We start from the raw sequence: 16,202 nt of genomic DNA, 5'->3' as shown, positions 1-16,202 counted from the left end.
AGGTAGTCGACGCCCCAGGAGGCGAACGTGGCGGCGTCCTGGGCCTCGTGGCCCTTGCTGCCGGTGGAGCCGGGGTAGGTGCCCACGCCCTGGGCACACGTTTTCTCGTTGGGCGCCTGGTAGATGCCGAACTTCAGGCCCTTGCCGTGGATGTAGTCCCCGAGCGCCTTCATCCCGCTGGGGAACTTGGCCGGATTGGCCCGCAGGTTGCCCTGCGCGTCGCGCTGCGGGTCGAACCAGCAGTCGTCGACGACGACGTACTGGTAGCCCGCGTCCTTCATGCCCGAGGACACCATCGCGTCGGCGGCCTGGCGGACCTGCGCCTCGGTGATCCCGCATCCGAAGCTGTTCCAGCTGTTCCAGCCCATCGGTGGGGTGAGCGCGGGGCTGCCCGGCGCGGCCTCGGCGGTCGTGCCGACGGAGGCGGTGGGCTGGGCGGACGCCGTGACAGCCGGGGTGAATGTCAGGGCGGCGGCCGCGAAGAGCCGGAGCAGTCGTCTGCCTGATCGTCTGGGCACCGGGGGCTCCTTTCTCGGGCAGGGCGCCGTGGGCTGGTCACCGACGGCGCCCGCGTGGGGGGCGAGCGGGTGATGCGGTACCGGTCAGCAGGCCGACCCGCTGGGCATGCGGACAGCAGCGCATTGAAGGGATGTCGCGCGCATGACATCTCCATGCCCGTGACCGTAATTTCGAACGGCTTTCGGAAGGCCAAGCCCTCACGGAGGATAGGGAGGCGCCCGCGCATGTCAACACATCCCACTCACCAGCTGTGCGAATGAGACGCGTGATCCACTGCGCCCCGGTGGCATCCGAGTGCTCGCCGGAAGCCCACGCACACAGACTTCGAAAGATTTCGATGTGCAGCACGAAGCATGCGAGGGGTATTGACGGGATGTGCAGGCCTCCTATCATCCAGGATGCTCGATGTGCCGGTCGGCGTTCGACATGGCGAACCGGGTTCGGCTCCGTGACTCCGCACCGCACGCACGAGCAGGGCACTTCCCGCAACGGCACGCACGAGCAGGGCACTCCCCGCAACGGCACGCAGGTAACCGCACCCTCCCCCACAGCCGTGAGGCTCATGGCGGCGACACGCGCCAGCCGCAACGGCACTGGCCGTACAAGGAGAACGACACCTATGTGTATGTCATGCTCTCATCAAGGCATGGGCCGCCGCCGGGCGCTGGCCGCCGCCACCGGCCTGGTCACCGGTGCCTTCCTTCCTCTGGCCGGAGCCTCCCGGACCGCCGCCGCCCCGGGTCCCGTCCAGGGGATGCCGCCCGTGGCCTCCGCGGCGTACACGAACCCGGTGATCTGGCAGGACTTCGCGGACATCGACGTCATCCGCGTCGGCGACACCTACTACGCCTCGGCATCGACGATGCACTACTCGCCGGGCGCGCCCGTCCTGCGTTCGTACGACCTGGTGAACTGGGAGATCGCCGGCCACTCGGTGCCCGTCCTCGACTTCGGCGCCAAGTACGACCTGAACGGTGCCCGTGGCTATGTCAGAGGGATCTGGGCGTCATCGCTGGCCTACCGTCCGAGCAACAGGACGTTCTACTGGCTGGGCCAGGTCGACTTCGCCAGAACGTACGTCTACACCGCCACCGCCGTCGAGGGGCCGTGGAACCGGCTCACGACGATCAGCACCCCCTACTACGACGCCGGGCTCCTCGTCGACAGCGACGACACCCTGTACGTGGCGTACGGGAACACCACCATCAGCGTGGCCCAGCTCTCGCCCGACGGCCGCAACCAGGTGCGCACCCAGCAGGTGTTCACCACGCCGTCGAGTGTCGGCACCCTGGAGGGCGCCCGCTTCTACAAGATCAACGGGCAGTACTACATCTTCCTGACCCGCCCCGCGAACGGGCAGTACATCCTGAAGTCGTCGAGCCCCTTCGGTCCGTACACGATGCGGCAGGTCCTTCTCGACCTGCGCGGGCCGATCCCCGGCGGTGGTGTCCCGCACCAGGGCGGGCTGGTGCAGACGCAGAGCGGTGCCTGGTACTACATGGCCTTCGTGGACGCCTACCCGGGCGGACGGATGCCCGCCCTGGCGCCGGTCACCTGGACCCCGGACGGCTGGCCCGTCGTGCAACTCGTCAACGGCGCGTGGGGCACCTCGTACCCCAGCCCGGCCGTACCCACTCCGCCCCGCCAGGTCACCCCCATGACCGGTGTCGACACCTTCGACGGCATGACCCTCAAGCCGAGGTGGGAGTGGAACCACAACCCGGACAACACCAAGTGGTCGGTGAACGACGGCCTGACCCTGCGGACCGCGACCGTCACCAACGACCTGTACTGGGCCCGCAACACCCTCACCCACCGCATCCAGGGCCCCACCTCCACCGCCACGGTCCAGCTCGACCACTCGGCGATGCGGGACGGCGACCGGGCCGGACTCGCGCTGTTGCGGGACTCCTCCGCGTGGATCGGCGTCAAGCGCGACAACGGCGTGACACGGGTGGTGATGACCAACGGGCTGACGATGGACGGCAGTTGGAACACCACCGGCACCGGCACCGAGGTCGCGAGCGCGGCCGCACCCGGCACCCGCGTCTGGCTGCGCGCCGGCGCGGACATCCGCCCCGGCGCGCCCCGCACCGGCACCTTCTCCTACAGCACCGACGGCACCACCTTCACCCGCCTCGGGCCCGCCTTCTCCATGGGCAACGACTGGCGGTTCTTCATGGGCTACCGGTTCGCCCTCTTCAACCACGCCACCCGGGCACTCGGCGGCGCGGTCCGCGTCACGCGGTTCGAGCTGTCCGTGCCCTGACCGACGGCCGGCACGCACGCATGGATCGACCCAACCAGCCCGTCACCCCACCCCTGATCCAATCCTCACCCAACCCCTCACCCCACCGAGGAGAACCATGAACCCGCTGAAACGGCTCGGCCTACGCCGAGCCTCGGTCCTGGGCCTGCTGGCCACGGCCGCCCTGTTGACCCCCACGACCGCGACGGGCGCACCCGACACGGACCGGGCCGGCACGCTGGGCGCCCAAGCAGCCCAGTCAGGACGGTACTTCGGGACCGCGGTCGCCGCCGGACGGCTCGGCGACGGCGCGTACACCACGATCCTGGACCGCGAGTTCAACTCGGTGACAGCCGAGAACGAGATGAAGTGGGACGCGACCGAGCCCTCCCGCGGCTCGTTCACCTTCGGCCGCGCCGACCAGATCGCCAACCGCGCGCAGGCCCGCGGTCAGCGCCTGCGCGGCCACACCCTCGTCTGGCACTCCCAACTGCCCGGCTGGGTCAGTTCCATCAGGGACGCGAACACCCTGCGCGGCGTGATGAACAACCACATCACCACCGTGATGAACCGCTACAAGGGCCGGATCCACTCCTGGGACGTGGTCAACGAGGCCTTCGCCGACGGCGGCAGCGGCCAGCTGCGCAGCTCCGTCTTCCGGGACGTGCTGGGCAACGGCTTTATCGAGCAGGCGTTCCGCACGGCCCGGACGGCCGATCCGGCGGCCAAGCTCTGCTACAACGACTACAACATCGAGGACTGGAACGCGGCCAAGACCCAGGGTGTCTACCGCCTGGTCCGCGACTTCAAGGCGCGCGGCGTGCCCATCGACTGCGTAGGTCTGCAGGCCCACTTCGGCACCGGCGGCCCGCCCGCCAGTTTCCAGACGACGCTGTCGAACTTCGCCGCCCTCGGCGTGGACGTCCAGATCACCGAACTGGATATCGCGCAGGCGTCGCCGAACGCGTACGCGAACACGGTCAGGGCCTGCATGAACGTCGCGCGCTGCACCGGCATCACGGTCTGGGGCATCCGCGACAGCGACTCCTGGCGGGCATCGGAGAACCCGCTGCTGTTCGACCGCAACGGCAACAAGAAGCCCGCGTACAACGCGACGCTGACGACGCTGGGCGGCACACCCGCCACCACCAGCGGCACGCCCGCCGCGACATGAACCCCAACGCGGGCGGCGACTACAACCTCCTCCCGTGGCGGCTCGGCCTCCTGCCCCAGACCAACTCGACCTGCTGACCGACCGTGCCGTGGGGAGCGCCTCCGGTGGGAGCGCTCCCCACGCTCACCGCCGACCTTCGGACCGTCCCTGCCAGAAAGCCGAGGTACTGTCATGCGCCGCAGACTTCTCGCCCTGGTGGCAGCGCTCTCCTCGCTGCCGCTGGCGCTCGCCGCCGCCCCGTCCGCTCACGCCGCCGATCCGACGACCATGACCAACGGGTTCTACGTGGACCCCGACTCCAGCGCGAAGCGGTGGGTCGCCGCCAACCCCGGTGACGGCCGGGCGCCCGCGATCAACGCCTCCATCGCCAACACCCCGACGGCCCGCTGGTTCGGCTCCTGGAGCGGCACCATCGGCACCGCCACCGGCGCGTACGCGGGCGCCGCGGACGCCCGGGACAAGCTGCCCGTCCTCGTCGCCTACAACATCTACAACCGCGACTACTGCGGCGGGCACTCCGCGGGCGGAGCCTCCTCGCCGTCCGCCTACGCGAACTGGATCGCCCAGTTCGCGGGCGGGATCGCAGGCCGCCCGGCCGTCGTCATCCTCGAACCGGACTCCCTCGGGGACTACGGCTGCATGACCCAGGCGCAGATCGACGAACGCGAGAGCATGCTGACCGGAGCGCTCGCCGAGTTCAACCGTCAGGCCCCCAACACCTGGGTCTACCTGGACGCCGGCAACCCGGCCTGGGCGAGCGCGGCGACCATGGCCCGTCGCCTTCACGAAGCCGGCCTCCGGCAGGCCCGCGGTTTCTCGCTCAACGTCTCCAACTACCTGACCACCGCCGAGAACACCGCGTACGGCAACGCCGTCAACAGGGAACTCGGCGCCCGGTACGGCTACTCCAAGCCGTTCGTCGTGGACACCAGCCGCAACGGCAACGGCTCCAACGGCCAGTGGTGCAACCCTGCGGGCCGCCGTATCGGCACCCCCAGCCAGCTGGGCGGAGGCGCCGAGATGCTCCTGTGGATCAAGGTCCCCGGCGAGTCCGACGGCAACTGCGGTGTGGGAACCGGTTCCTCGGCCGGACAGTTCCTCCCGGAGGTCGCCTACAAAATGATCTACGGCTACTGATCCGGACCGCTCGGGCGCGGTTCCCGAAAGGGCGGCTCGTGGCTGCCTCCGGTCGTCGGACGGGTCCGGCCGCCGGTCCTGTCGCATCGGGGGCAGCCCCCGACGCGGGAGTTCAGCTGCCTGCCGCGGTTCAGCGACGGCGCGGGCCACGCCGGTGTCCTCGGGGCAGAGCAAAGCCGCGGGTGGCGGCGGACGAGTCGGGCTGTATGCCACACCCTCGGAGGTCGGCCTGCTCCCCCAGGCCTCACTGCAAGGTGACCGGCGCTCCAGCGGATCGGGCCGCGGCCCGCGCCTCACCCGGGCGGGAGGCCCCGGATCAGGAACGGGCCGCCCCGCCTCGACTGGCCACGGGGGACGAAACCGTCGAGGTCACGGCATCCATCAACCACCCCTTGCGTGGAACTGTTCGAGCTTCCATTGGCGCGGGACTGGCCGCCATGACCAACGAGTACATCGCACAGGCACGCAGGCAGTACCCGGCACACTTCAGCGGTCTCGCCGCCGTCGCCGGTGATGCGCGAGCGGAAGAGCTCGGTGTGGGAACCATCCAGAAGACGGATGGGCGGGATCCACCATTTGAATGGCACAGGGGGTAGGCGACAGGGAGCAACTTGCCCGATAGTCGTGCAAGTCCAGACGCCCCCTCATTCCTCCGGGCGTCTCCCTTCGGTGCACTGGCGCTCTGCGGTGTGGCACGGCCACGGCGGCAGCCTGCCGCGTGCCCTGTCACCGCCCACGTGGAGGCCTTGCGTGTCCGGTTTCACCTCCTCACCCGTTCCCACCGACGGTTTCGCCGTCCGGAGCACCGAGCCCGTGCCGGAATCCGGGGGCAGTCTGCGCTTGACGCTCCTGATGAGCGGGAGTTGTCTGCCGGTCCTCGGCGCGGTGCTACTCGCTCCCGTGTTGCCGAAGCTGCAGGAGCTGTTCAGGACGGTGCCGGACGCGGACGTCCTGGTCCCGTTGATCCTCACGATTCCCGCGCTCACGCTCGCCCTGGTCGCTCCCCTCGCGGGTGTCCTGATCGACCGCGTGGGACGACGGATTCCGCTGGTCGTCGCGACCGTCCTGTACGCGCTGTTCGGCACCGCTCCGCTGTGGCTCGACTCGCTCGGCGCCATCGTGGCCAGCCGTGCTCTCCTCGGTGTCGCCGAGGCCTTCATCATGACCTCCTGCACGACACTGATCGGCGACTACTACGCGGGCCGGGCACGCGACCGCTACCTGGCCCTGCAGACGGTGTGCGCCACCATTTCCGCCACCGCCTTCTTCATACTCGGCGGGGCGATGGGCACCTCGGACTGGCGCGCCCCGTTCCAGCTCTACGCCGTCGGGCTGCTCCTCGCCCCCGCGATGGCCGCATTCCTGTCCAAGCCCCGGCCGGGCGCCCCTGTGGACGAGGCGCTCACCGTCGGGCATCGGGTCTCCTCGGCCGGCCGGCTGGCCGGCATCTGCCTGCTCTCGGTGTTCGGGGGCATCGTCTTCTACGTCGTCCCGGCCGAGACGGCCTACCTGATGAACGGCCTGGGCATACAGTCCAGCGCCCTCATCGGCATGGTCACCGCGATCGCGAGCACGGCCACGGTCAGCGGCTCCGTCATCTTCGCCTCGATGATCGGCCGGCCGGAGCGCAGACTGGCCGCGATCTTCGCCCTGTGCGCAGCAGGGTTCGTGCTGATCAGCCTGGCCCACAACGTGGCGATTCTGATCTTCGGCACCTTCCTGAACTGCATCGGCACCGGCCTTCTGCTGCCCACACTGCTCACCTGGGCCATGTCAAAGCTGGAATACCGCAACCGTGGCCGGGGCACCGGACTGTGGGCCGCGTCGTTCTTCCTCGGGCAGTTCCTCTGCCCGCTCGCCCTGCTCGCCCTCGAGTCCGCCACCGGCCACCTCACGACGGCCGTCGGCGCCCTCGGCCTCGCCTCCGCGCTCGTGGCGGCCGGACTGCTGCCCCTCCTCCGGAAGACCAGCCCGCAGGAGACCCAGCAAGCGTGAGCCGGGCCGGGCCATCCGCCTCCCGGCTCAGCACGGCGCGGCACATCCCGCCGTTCCCCAAAGGAAGGCAGACGAGTCGGACGTACGCCGGACGGAGCGATACTGAACCGCATCTGACACCCGGATTACCCGAATATGCGGCATGAGTGGCGGACAGAAACGACGATACCTGTAGCGCAGATTCGACCCGGATTCGACCCCGCGGGTCTGTTCGCCTGGTAAACATGGCCCCTGAACTGCGGAAATGTGGAGCGGCAGACGAGTCGGGCTGTACGCCGGGTTCTGTTCCCAGGGGTCCTCGCGGGCCCCCGGGCGACGGCCATCCATCTAGGGCCGGCGTTGCCGTCGGCCTCGTGCGGTCTACCCGCGGACTCGGGCGGGCAGCCCTCGGTCGTCCGCGCAGAGCCGCCCTTCTTCCGAAGAGGCGGCTCCTCTTGACCTTGCTCCGGGTGGGGTTTACCTAGCTGCCCAGGTCGCCCTGGGCACTGGTGGTCTCTTACACCACCGTTTCACCCTTACCGAGGGCCGCCCTCTTCAAAAGAGCACAGCCTCGGCGGTTTGCTTTCTGTGGCACTGTCCCGCGGGTCACCCCGGGTGGCCGTTAGCCACCACCCTGCCCTGTGGAGCCCGGACGTTCCTCGGGGAGCACCCCGTCAGGGGGACTCCACGCGGCCGTCCGCCCGGCTCGTCTGCCGTGTCGACCATGTTACCCGGCGTGCTCCACCGGTTCGGTCCGCCTGCGCCGTGGCCAGGAACGAGCCCGCCAGGATCAGGGCAAAGGAGGCCAGGACGGTGGCTGTGAGCTGTTCGTCCAGGAAGAGCGCGCCCGCCGCTACCGCCACCGCCGGGTTGACGTACGTGAAGACGGTGGCTCGGGTGGGGCCCGCCTCCCTGATCAGTTCCAGGAAGGCGACGAAGGCCAGTGCCGTGCAGATCACTCCCAGGGCCACGAGGGAGGCCAGCACGGGCCCTGAGGGCATCTCCGTCGGCCAGGTCGCCGCCGCCGCGGGGGCGTAGACCACGGCCGACAGCGCCAGGCAGGGGGCGATCAGCTGGAGCGTGGGGACCTGCTTGAGGTGGCGGGCGATGATCAGGGGAGCCGTGGCGTAGCCCAGGACCGTGACCCCCACCTCCGCGAGGGAGCGGGCGTCGCCTCCGGTGAGGTGTGGGGCCGTGAGGACCGCCACTCCGGCAAGGCCCAGGGCCAACCCCACCGTCCGGCGGGCGCCCAGCCTCTCCGTGTCGCCGAAGAACCGGGCCAGGATCACGCCGACGATCGGTACGCCCGCGATCAGCAGGCCCGCCGTGGAGCTGGAGAGGTGGCGTTCGGCATCGGTCAGGGTCCACCAGGGGCCGATGATCTCGATGACGGAGAAGGCGAGCATGGGGCGCCAGTGGGTGCGCAGCGTCCGGGCCAGTCCCCCTTGGCGCAGGGCGAAGGGGAGCAGGAGGGCCGCCCCGAGCGCGCAGCGCGTGAACACCACCATCGACGGGGACACGGCGTCCACCGCCACTTTGATCATCAGGTAGGGGATGCCCCAGAGGACGCCCATGAGAGAGAACAGGGCCCAGCCGCGTGCAGTCATGGGGTGAGTCTCGGCCGGGTCCGCCGCCTGCGTCTTGAACGCTGTTGCGCCCCTACCGCCGGGGGGACACACCCGTGCGGTACTCCGCCGGCGTCACCGCCAGCACCCGCCTGAACCACCTCGTCATGTGCGCCTGGTCCGCGAAGCCCACCTGCCCGGCCACCTCCGCGGGGCGCCCGCCCGCCTCCAGCAGGCTCCGGGCCCGGGCCACGCGGTGCTGGGCCAGCCAGGCGTACGGCGGCATCCCCATCGTCGTACGGAAGGCGCGCAGGAGCTGGTAGCGGGACAGGCCCAGGTCGGCGGCGAGGTCGGCGAGGGAGGGCGGGGAGAGGAGTTCGTCGGCGAGGCGGTCGCGTACGGCGCGGGCCAGGGTGCCGGCTCCGGGGATCGTGTCCCGGGCCGGGCGGGCCGTGGAGTGGCGGCGGGCGAGGGCGGTGAGCAGCCAGGGGAGGCGGGACTCCGTCTCCAACGGGTCGGGGCAGGCGCTGAGTTCGGCGTGCGCGGTGCGCAGGGCCGCGGACAGTTCCGGGTCGTCGATGAGGGGGCTGCGGAAGTGGGGGACGCCGGTGAGGGTGCCGTCGGTGAGGAGGGCGGGGGCCGGGTAGAGGGCGCGGTACGCGTAGCCGTGCGGGTCGGAGATGCCGGTGTGTGCCTCGCCGGGGGCCAGGACGATGATCGCGCCGGGGCCCGCTTGGACGCCGCCTCCCCGGTAGTCGATGAACGACGTGCCCGTCACGCAGACGCCCACGCTGAACTCCTCGTGCGTGTGCGGGGCGTAGCGGTGGTGGGTGAAGCGTGCGGTGAGGAGGTCGAGGGGGGCGCCGTCGCGGCCGAGGGTGGCTCGGGTCCAGTTGGTCTGTTCGCGCCCGCCGCGTCCCACGCGTCCCCCGGGTCCGTTCACCTCGTACCCCTTCCACCGGCCGCCCCCAGGCTACGCCCGGCGGGCCGGAAGAAAGGCTTACAGGAAGTCCGCGGTCTCCAGGTCGAAGGCGAAGGGTTCCGGGAGGGCGATCGGCTTGCCGAGGGGGCGCGTGCAGTGCTCGCGGTAGTCGTCCTTCTCCGGGTCCCTGAACAGCGTGATCGAGGATGCCTCGCGGTCGACGAGCAGGTAGAGCGGGATGCCGCCACGGGCGTAGCAGCGGCGTTTGGCCTCGCGGTCGGCGTTGGGCTTTGTGGAGGTCACCTCCAGGACCATGGCGACGCCGTCGCAGGGCATCCAGGAGTCGGCGCCACGGTAGAGCCGCAGCTTCGTGGGGGCGAAGGTGCCGTCCGGGATCGCGTGGTCCTTCGGGCAACCGCCCCCGCTCGCCAGCTTCAGGCCCTTGTTCCCGGAGAAGTCCATGTCGGTCCGGGACCGCCTGACCACCTGCTTCATGATCAGATTGATGTAGTCCTCGTGGTCCCCGTCCGGCGGCGGCGTCACAACGATCTCCCCCTCGATCAGCTCCGCCCGGAAACCCTCCGGGGTGTCCAGGGCGAGGAAGCCCTCCAGCAGGACCTCTTCCTGCGTGAGCGGCTCGTGGGCCATGGCAGTCATGTCACGCCCCTCCTTGTGTCGCTCGCCAGACTCGGACATCGCCGGATCACCTGTCCGTGAGATCGAGAACCGTTCCCTCGATCGTGGCACACGATCACAGCCATCGTCAGGGTTCGCCCTCCCCCGCGCGCCCCTCCCTTGACCCTGCCGCGACGTCAACGTCTCTACTGAGGGCATGAGAATCGGAGAGCTGGCCACGGCCGTCGGTGTCACCACGCGGACGGTGCGGCATTACCACCATCTGGGGCTGTTACCGGAGCCGGAGCGGCTGTCGAACGGGTATCGGGACTACTCGCTGCGGCACGCGGTCGTGCTCGCGCGGATCCGGCGGCTGACCGAGCTGGGGCTCGGGCTCGCCGAGGTGCGGGACGTGCTCGCGGACGACGCGGGGCGGGACCTCGCCGAGGTGCTGGCCGAGCTGGACGAGGACCTGGCGCGGCAGGAGACCGCGATCCGGGAGCGGCGGGAGCGGCTGCGCGCGCTCAGGGACGAGGCCGGGCACGGGCGGCTGCCCGAGGAAGGGCCCGTGTCGCCCGAACTCGCCGCCCTGTTCCGGGAGATGGCCGGAGGGGGCGGCGAGGGTCACGCGTCCGCCATGGCCGTCAAGGACCGCGAGGTGCTCGCGTTCATCGAGACCGCGGCATCGCCGGAGGTGCGGGAGAGCATGCTGGCCTCGCTGCGGGCCGCGTTCGAGGCGCCGGGCGCGGTGGAGCGCGCGCACCGGGTGTACGCGTCGCTGGACGCCCTCGCCGACGCGGACACCGGCGATCCCCGGGTGGAGGAGGCGGCCCGGTTGCTCGCCGGTTCGATCCCCGAGGCACTGGTCCCGGGCGACGGCGGCGGCATCGACGAGGACAGCGGCTTCCTGCGCGCCCTCTACGCCGACTTCGCCCCGGCCCAGGCGGAGGCCGTCCGGCGCGCGCTGCTGATCGTCGTGGAGGGGCGGTCGTGAGGGCCGGGGCGCGCGTCGCGTTCGTCCCCGTCCGGGCCCTCGTACGGCATGAGCTGCTGTTGCTGACGAGCATCGTGCGGTGGGTGGGGCGGCGTCCGCACGGGCTCGGTGACGGGCGGCGGGCGTTCGGGTACGCGCGCGGGCAGGGGGCCGTGATGTTCGGCTTCGGCTTCGTGTGCGCGATCGAGACGGTGGCCCTGTCCGTGCTGCTGCGCGGCTTCCCGCTCCTGCACCAGGTCTTCCTGGTCCTCGACCTCTACACGATCCTGATCGTCGTCGGGCTGCACGCGTCCTCGGTGACCCGTCCGCACGTCCTGACCGCCACCACCCTGCGGCTGCGCCGGTTCGCCACCGTCGACCTGTGCGTGCCGCTCGCCTCCGTCGCCGCCGTGCGCCGCGAGACGCGTACGACGCACGAGAAGCGCGAGGGCGAGCTCGATCTCGTGGTGGGGGCGCAGACGTCCATCGCGCTCGAACTGGCCGAGCCCGTCACGTACCTGACCTTCTTCGGGCGGCGCCGGAGCGTACGGCTGGTGCGTTTCCACGCGGACGAGCCGGACGTGCTGGTGGCGGAGGTCAGGCGGATGCGCCCGGCACCCACCGCGTAACCTGGCGCGAGCCCTCACCGCACGTACTCGCTAGGAGAACCATGCTCGTCCTGCTGCCGCCCTCCGAAGGCAAGGCCGCCTCCGGCCGCGGCGCCCCGGTGAAGGTGGAGTCGCTGTCGCTGCCGGCGCTCGCACAGGCGCGCGAGACCGTCCTCGGTGCGCTGGTCGAGCTGTGCGCGGACGACGAGGACAAGGCACGCGAGGTGCTCGGCCTGAGCGAGGGTCTGCGCGGCGAGGTCGTCAAGAACGCCGGGCTGCGGACGGCAGGGGCGCGGCCCGCCGGGGAGATCTACACCGGTGTGCTGTACGACGCGCTGGACCTGTCGTCCCTGGACACCGCCGCGAAACGGCGGGCCGGGCGCTCGCTGCTGGTCTTCTCCGGCCTGTGGGGCGCCGTCCGCGTGACCGACCGCATCCCCTCGTACCGCTGCTCGATGGGGGTGAAGCTGCCCGGCCTCGGGGCGCTGGCCGCGTTCTGGCGGGAGCCGATGGCCGCGGCGCTGCCCGAGGCGGCCGGCGACGGGCTCGTCCTCGATCTGCGCTCGTCGGCGTACGCGGCCGCGTGGAAGCCGAAGGGTGAGGTCGCGGGGCGGACGGCGACCGTCCGTGTGCTGCACGCGCAGGTCGACGAGGCGACGGGGGTCGAGAAGAGGTCGGTCGTCAGCCACTTCAACAAGGCGACGAAGGGCCGGATCGTACGGTCCCTGCTGGAGGCCGGTGCGGCGCCCAAGGATCCGGCGGAGCTCGTCGAGGCGTTGCGGGACCTGGGGTACGTGGTGGAGGCGGAGGCCCCTGCTCGGGCGGGGAAGGCGTGGGCGCTGGACGTGGTGGTGTCGGAGATCCACTGAGGCTTCCGCCGGCAGGCGCGAGCGCATTGCAGTATGCGCAACGACCTTTGCGCATACTGCTGTCACTGGGCAGGATGACGCCATGACTGCGTCCCGGCCTTCCTCGTCGTCCCCGCCTCCTCCGTCCCTGCCTGCCTCCGTGCTGGATCTCGCCCCCGTCATCCCCGTGGTGGTCGTGGCGGACGCCGACGACGCCGTGCCGCTCGCGCGGGCCCTGGTCGCGGGTGGGCTGCCCGCGATCGAGGTGACGCTGCGGACGCCGGCGGCCCTCGACGCGATCCGGGCGATCGCCGCCGAGGTGCCGGAGGCGCTGGTCGGGGCGGGCACGGTCATCTCGCCGGAGCACGTCACGGAGTCGGTGGCAGCGGGCGCCCGGTTCCTGGTCAGTCCCGGCTGGACGGACGTGCTGCTGGAGGCGATGCGAGGGGCCGGGGTGCCGTACCTGCCAGGGGTGTCGACCACCTCCGAGGTGGTGGCGCTGCTGGAGCGCGGGGTGCGGGAGATGAAGTTCTTCCCCGCGGAGGCGGCGGGCGGTACGGCGTACCTGAAGTCGCTGGCCGGACCGTTGCCGCAGGCGCGCTTCTGCCCGACCGGGGGGATCAGGCCGGCGACGGCGCCGGAGTACCTGGCCCTGCCCAACGTGCCGTGTGTCGGCGGGACCTGGCTGGTGCCCGAGGACGCGCTGGCGGCACGGGACTGGGAGCGGGTCGAGAGGCTGGCGCGGGAGGCGGCGGCGCTGCGGGCCTGACGCCCGCCCAGAGGGGTCAGCGCAGGTGGGACGTCTCGTTGAGGAGCCGGAGCGAGGCGTTCCCGTCGGCGTAGTACGCCACCGCCGACAGGGAGGCGGCGGACAGTTCCATGCGGAACAGGGACTCCGGGGGCGCGCCGAGGGCCAGCCGCACGAGGGTCTTGATCGGGGTGACGTGGCTGACGAGCAGGACGGTGCGGCCCGCGTACGCCTCGACGAGCCTGTCCCGGGCCGCGGCGACGCGCTGGGCCACCGCGTCGAAGCTCTCGCCGCCGCCGGTGGGCCGCGCTCCGGTTGAGCCCAGCCAGGCGCCCAGGTCCTCGGGGTGGCGCTCGCGCACCTCGCCGAAGGTCAGCCCTTCCCAGGCGCCGAAGTCGGTCTCCCGCAGACCGTCCTCGACGGCCACCTGGAGTCCGAGCCGGGCCGCGACGATCCCGGCGGTCTCGCGGCAGCGGGCGAGCGGCGACGACACGATCGCCTGGACGGTGCCGCGGGCGGCCAGGGCGGCGGCGGCACGCTCCGCCTGGTACCGCCCGACGTCGGACAGCGCCGGGTCCGATCCGCCGCTTCCCGAGAACCGCTTGTGCGGCGTCAGCGGCGTCTCCCCGTGCCGCAGCAGTACGAGGGTGGCGGGCGCCCCGAGATCGGGCCCGGCCGCAGCCACGTTCCGCGCGGCCCGCAGATCCGCCTCGGCCTTCGCCGGGCCGGGCGGCTCGGGCGTCCCGGACTTCATCGAACGCGCGTCCAGTTCGGCCGTCGATGTCGACGGGGACCACTGTTCGCCCCGTCGCCCCGCGTCCATCGCCTCGTTGGCCAGGCGGTCCGCGTGTTTGTTCTGGTCCCGGGGGATCCACTCGTACGTGACCTGTGAGGCGGGGAGGATGGTGGCCGCCTCCGTCGCCAGGGGCCGCAGGTCGGGGTGTTTGATCTTCCAGCGGCCCGACATCTGTTCCACGACGAGCTTGGAGTCCATGCGGACGCGGACGTGGACGGAGCCGGTGGGGTCGAGTTCGAGGGCCGCCTTGAGGCCGGCGAGCAGGCCCTGGTACTCGGCCACGTTGTTCGTCGCGACACCGATGTACTCGGCCGTCTCCACCAGCGTCTCGCCCGACGCCGCGTCGATGACGACCGCGCCGTAGCCCGCGGGCCCCGGGTTGCCCCGGGACCCTCCGTCGGCCTCGACGATCAACTCCCGCACGACGTCAGTCCTCGAGTCTCCGAAGTCCCTCGCTGCCTACAGGCCCGACTCGGACGTGCGGACCAGGATGCGGCGGCAGTTCTCGCAGCGCAGCACCGTGTCGGGGGCCGCCGCGCGGACCTCGTTGAGCTCGGTGATCGCCAGCTCCTGGCGGCAGCCCTGGCAGGTCCGCTGGTACAGCTTGGCCGCGCCGATGCCGCCCTGCTGCTCGCGCAGCTTCTCGTAGAGCTTCAGCAGGTCCGCGGGGACGGAGGCGGCGATGACCTCGCGCTCCTTCGTCACCGACGCCACCTCGCCGTCGATCGTCTCGAACGCGGCGTCCCGGCGCGCGGTGGCGTCGTCGATCTTCGACTGCACCGACCCGACCCGCTCGGTCAGCTCGGCCACCCGCTCCTGCGCGGACTCCCGGCGCTCCATGACCTCCAGGACGATGTCCTCCAGGTCACCCTGCCGCTTGGCGAGGGAGGCGATCTCGCGCTGGAGGTTCTCCAGGTCCTTCGGAGAGGTGATCGCGCCCGAGTCCAGGCGCTGCTGGTCGCGGGCCGCGCGCTGGCGCACCTGGTCCACGTCCTGCTCGGCCTTGGTCTGCTCGCGGGCGGTGTCGCTCTCCTCGGTCTGCGCGGCCACCAGCAGGTCGCGCAGCTGCGTGAGGTCCTTGGTCAGCGACTCGATCTCGGCGTGCTCGGGCAGCGACCTCCGCTTGTGCGCGAGCTGCTGCAGGCGTACGTCGAGGTCCTGGACGTCGAGGAGTCGGATCTGGTCGGCGGGCGCGGCGTTCAGTTGGGGGCTCCCGGGGGGTCAGAAGGGGCGGACGCCGCGTGGGCGGTCCAGGGGTCGGTGACCGTCTTCGAGACGTGGACCCTCAGGTCCCATCCCTTCCGGTCGGAGATCTCGTCGAGCTGGGCGGCGGCCAGCTCGCACCAGGGCCACTCGGTGGCCCAGTGCGCCGCGTCGAGCAGCGCGAGAGGACTGTGGGCGCGGGCCTCGGAGGCCGGGTGGTGGCGCAGGTCCGCGGTGAGGAAGGCGTCGACTCCGGCGGCGCGCACGTCGTCGAAGAGGCTGTCACCGCTGCCACCGCTCACGGCGACGGTGCGGACGAGTGCCTCGGGGTCGCCGGCCACGCGGATGCCCTGCGCGGTGGCGGGCAGCCGCTCGGCCGCGCGGGCCGCGAACTCCCGTACGGTCAGCGGGTGGTCCAGCTCGCAGACGCGGCCGAGGCCACGGCGGCCGTCGGGGTCGGAGGGGTCCGGCACGAGGGGGCGTACGACCCTCAGGTCCAGCGCCCCGGCCAGGGCGTCGCTCACTCCGGGGTCGGCGGTGTCGGCGTTGGTGTGGGCGACGTGCAGCGCGATGTCGTGCTTGATGAGGGTGTGCACGACACGGCCCTTGAAGGTGGAGGCCGCCACCGTCGTCGTACCGCGCAGATAGAGCGGGTGGTGGGTGACCAGCAGGTCGGCGTCGAGTTTCACCGCCTCGTCCACGATGTCCTGGACGGGGTCGACGGCGAACAGGACCCGCGAGACCTCCTGGCCGGGGTCTCCGCAGACCGTCCCGACCGCGTCCCATCCCTCGGCCCTTCGGGGAGGCCAGAGGGCGTCGAGCGCGGCGATGACTTCAGACAGACGGGGCACGAACAAAAGGCTACCTGCCCC

At 71.3% G+C, this 16,202-nt stretch carries 13 protein-coding genes, 1 other RNA gene and 2 pseudogenes; 8 read left to right on the top strand and 8 right to left on the bottom strand.

Annotation, left to right across the window (positions count from 1 at the left end; all coding sequences use genetic code 11):
* The coding region (locus ACZ49J_RS03945; RefSeq protein ID WP_467447681.1) for a glycoside hydrolase family 27 protein at positions 1-518 on the bottom strand (518 nt) is incomplete at its 3' end.
* Between the two features lie 647 nt (positions 519-1,165).
* On the opposite strand from ACZ49J_RS03945, the gene ACZ49J_RS03940 reads away from it, so the two are divergent.
* The 4 genes and pseudogenes from ACZ49J_RS03940 to ACZ49J_RS03925 all read left to right on the top strand — a co-directional run bounded on the left by ACZ49J_RS03940 (position 1,166) and on the right by ACZ49J_RS03925 (position 7,073).
* A complete protein-coding gene (locus ACZ49J_RS03940; protein WP_467447680.1) occupies positions 1,166-2,788 on the top strand; it encodes a glycoside hydrolase family 43 protein in 1,623 nt (540 codons plus the stop codon).
* Between the two features lie 97 nt (positions 2,789-2,885).
* Positions 2,886-3,938, top strand: a pseudogene (locus tag ACZ49J_RS03935) (glycoside hydrolase family 10 protein); the annotation flags it as partial.
* Between the two features lie 174 nt (positions 3,939-4,112).
* Positions 4,113-5,078 (top strand): glycoside hydrolase family 6 protein, encoded by a 966-nt coding sequence (locus ACZ49J_RS03930; RefSeq protein ID WP_467447679.1) that lies wholly within the window; start codon positions 4,113-4,115, stop codon positions 5,076-5,078.
* A gap of 750 nt (positions 5,079-5,828) precedes the next feature.
* Positions 5,829-7,073, top strand: coding sequence for an MFS transporter (locus ACZ49J_RS03925; protein WP_467447678.1), 1,245 nt, complete (start codon positions 5,829-5,831; stop codon positions 7,071-7,073).
* Between the two features lie 255 nt (positions 7,074-7,328).
* Here the strand turns inward: ACZ49J_RS03925 and rnpB are convergent.
* From rnpB to ACZ49J_RS03905, 4 genes and pseudogenes are all read right to left on the bottom strand, one after another.
* Positions 7,329-7,761: RNase P RNA component class A (gene rnpB / locus ACZ49J_RS03920), an RNA gene on the bottom strand.
* A gap of 118 nt (positions 7,762-7,879) precedes the next feature.
* Positions 7,880-8,596, bottom strand: a pseudogene (locus tag ACZ49J_RS03915) (DMT family transporter); the annotation flags it as partial.
* A 115-nt stretch (positions 8,597-8,711) separates the two neighbouring features.
* Positions 8,712-9,560, bottom strand: coding sequence for a helix-turn-helix domain-containing protein (locus ACZ49J_RS03910; protein ID WP_467447677.1), 849 nt, complete (start codon positions 9,558-9,560; stop codon positions 8,712-8,714).
* Positions 9,561-9,617: 57 nt separating this feature from the next.
* A complete protein-coding gene (locus tag ACZ49J_RS03905) occupies positions 9,618-10,196 on the bottom strand; it encodes a Uma2 family endonuclease (protein WP_467447676.1) in 579 nt (192 codons plus the stop codon).
* Positions 10,197-10,371: 175 nt separating this feature from the next.
* Here ACZ49J_RS03905 and ACZ49J_RS03900 point away from each other — a divergent pair, with 175 nt between their 5' ends.
* From ACZ49J_RS03900 to eda, 4 genes are all read left to right on the top strand, one after another.
* Positions 10,372-11,148, top strand: a complete 777-nt coding sequence (locus tag ACZ49J_RS03900; RefSeq protein WP_467447675.1) for a MerR family transcriptional regulator — start codon at positions 10,372-10,374, stop codon at positions 11,146-11,148.
* Positions 11,145-11,756 carry a hypothetical protein gene (locus ACZ49J_RS03895; RefSeq protein WP_467447674.1) on the top strand — a complete coding sequence of 204 codons (612 nt, stop codon included), beginning with the start codon at positions 11,145-11,147 and terminating at the stop codon, positions 11,754-11,756. The genes ACZ49J_RS03900 and ACZ49J_RS03895 overlap by 4 nt, the downstream gene beginning before the upstream one ends.
* Before the next feature lie 41 nt (positions 11,757-11,797).
* On the top strand, positions 11,798-12,604 hold the full coding sequence (yaaA, locus tag ACZ49J_RS03890; RefSeq protein WP_467447673.1) for a peroxide stress protein YaaA: 807 nt from the start codon (positions 11,798-11,800) through the stop codon (positions 12,602-12,604).
* An 82-nt stretch (positions 12,605-12,686) separates the two neighbouring features.
* Positions 12,687-13,352 carry a bifunctional 4-hydroxy-2-oxoglutarate aldolase/2-dehydro-3-deoxy-phosphogluconate aldolase gene (gene eda, locus ACZ49J_RS03885; protein WP_467447672.1) on the top strand — a complete coding sequence of 222 codons (666 nt, stop codon included), beginning with the start codon at positions 12,687-12,689 and terminating at the stop codon, positions 13,350-13,352.
* A gap of 16 nt (positions 13,353-13,368) precedes the next feature.
* Here eda and ACZ49J_RS03880 read toward each other — a convergent pair whose 3' ends face one another.
* From ACZ49J_RS03880 to ACZ49J_RS03870, 3 genes are read right to left on the bottom strand one after another with little or no spacing between them, the layout of a single operon-like run.
* Positions 13,369-14,550, bottom strand: a complete 1,182-nt coding sequence (locus ACZ49J_RS03880; protein ID WP_467447671.1) for a bifunctional RNase H/acid phosphatase — start codon at positions 14,548-14,550, stop codon at positions 13,369-13,371.
* 36 nt (positions 14,551-14,586) lie between these two features.
* The gene (locus ACZ49J_RS03875; protein WP_467447710.1) at positions 14,587-15,330 is read right to left on the bottom strand and encodes a zinc ribbon domain-containing protein; all 744 of its coding nucleotides are present in this window, start codon (positions 15,328-15,330) and stop codon (positions 14,587-14,589) included.
* Complete coding sequence (locus ACZ49J_RS03870; protein ID WP_467447669.1) at positions 15,327-16,181, bottom strand: Nif3-like dinuclear metal center hexameric protein; 855 nt, start codon at positions 16,179-16,181, stop codon at positions 15,327-15,329. Before ACZ49J_RS03870 ends, ACZ49J_RS03875 begins: the two co-directional genes overlap by 4 nt.
* Between the last annotated feature and the right edge of the window lie 21 nt (positions 16,182-16,202).

It is taken from the genome of Streptomyces sp. NPDC030840, assembly GCF_055572015.1.
The sequence above is the reverse complement of the archived record's forward strand: the minus strand, read 5'-3'. Positions and strand labels throughout refer to the sequence as shown.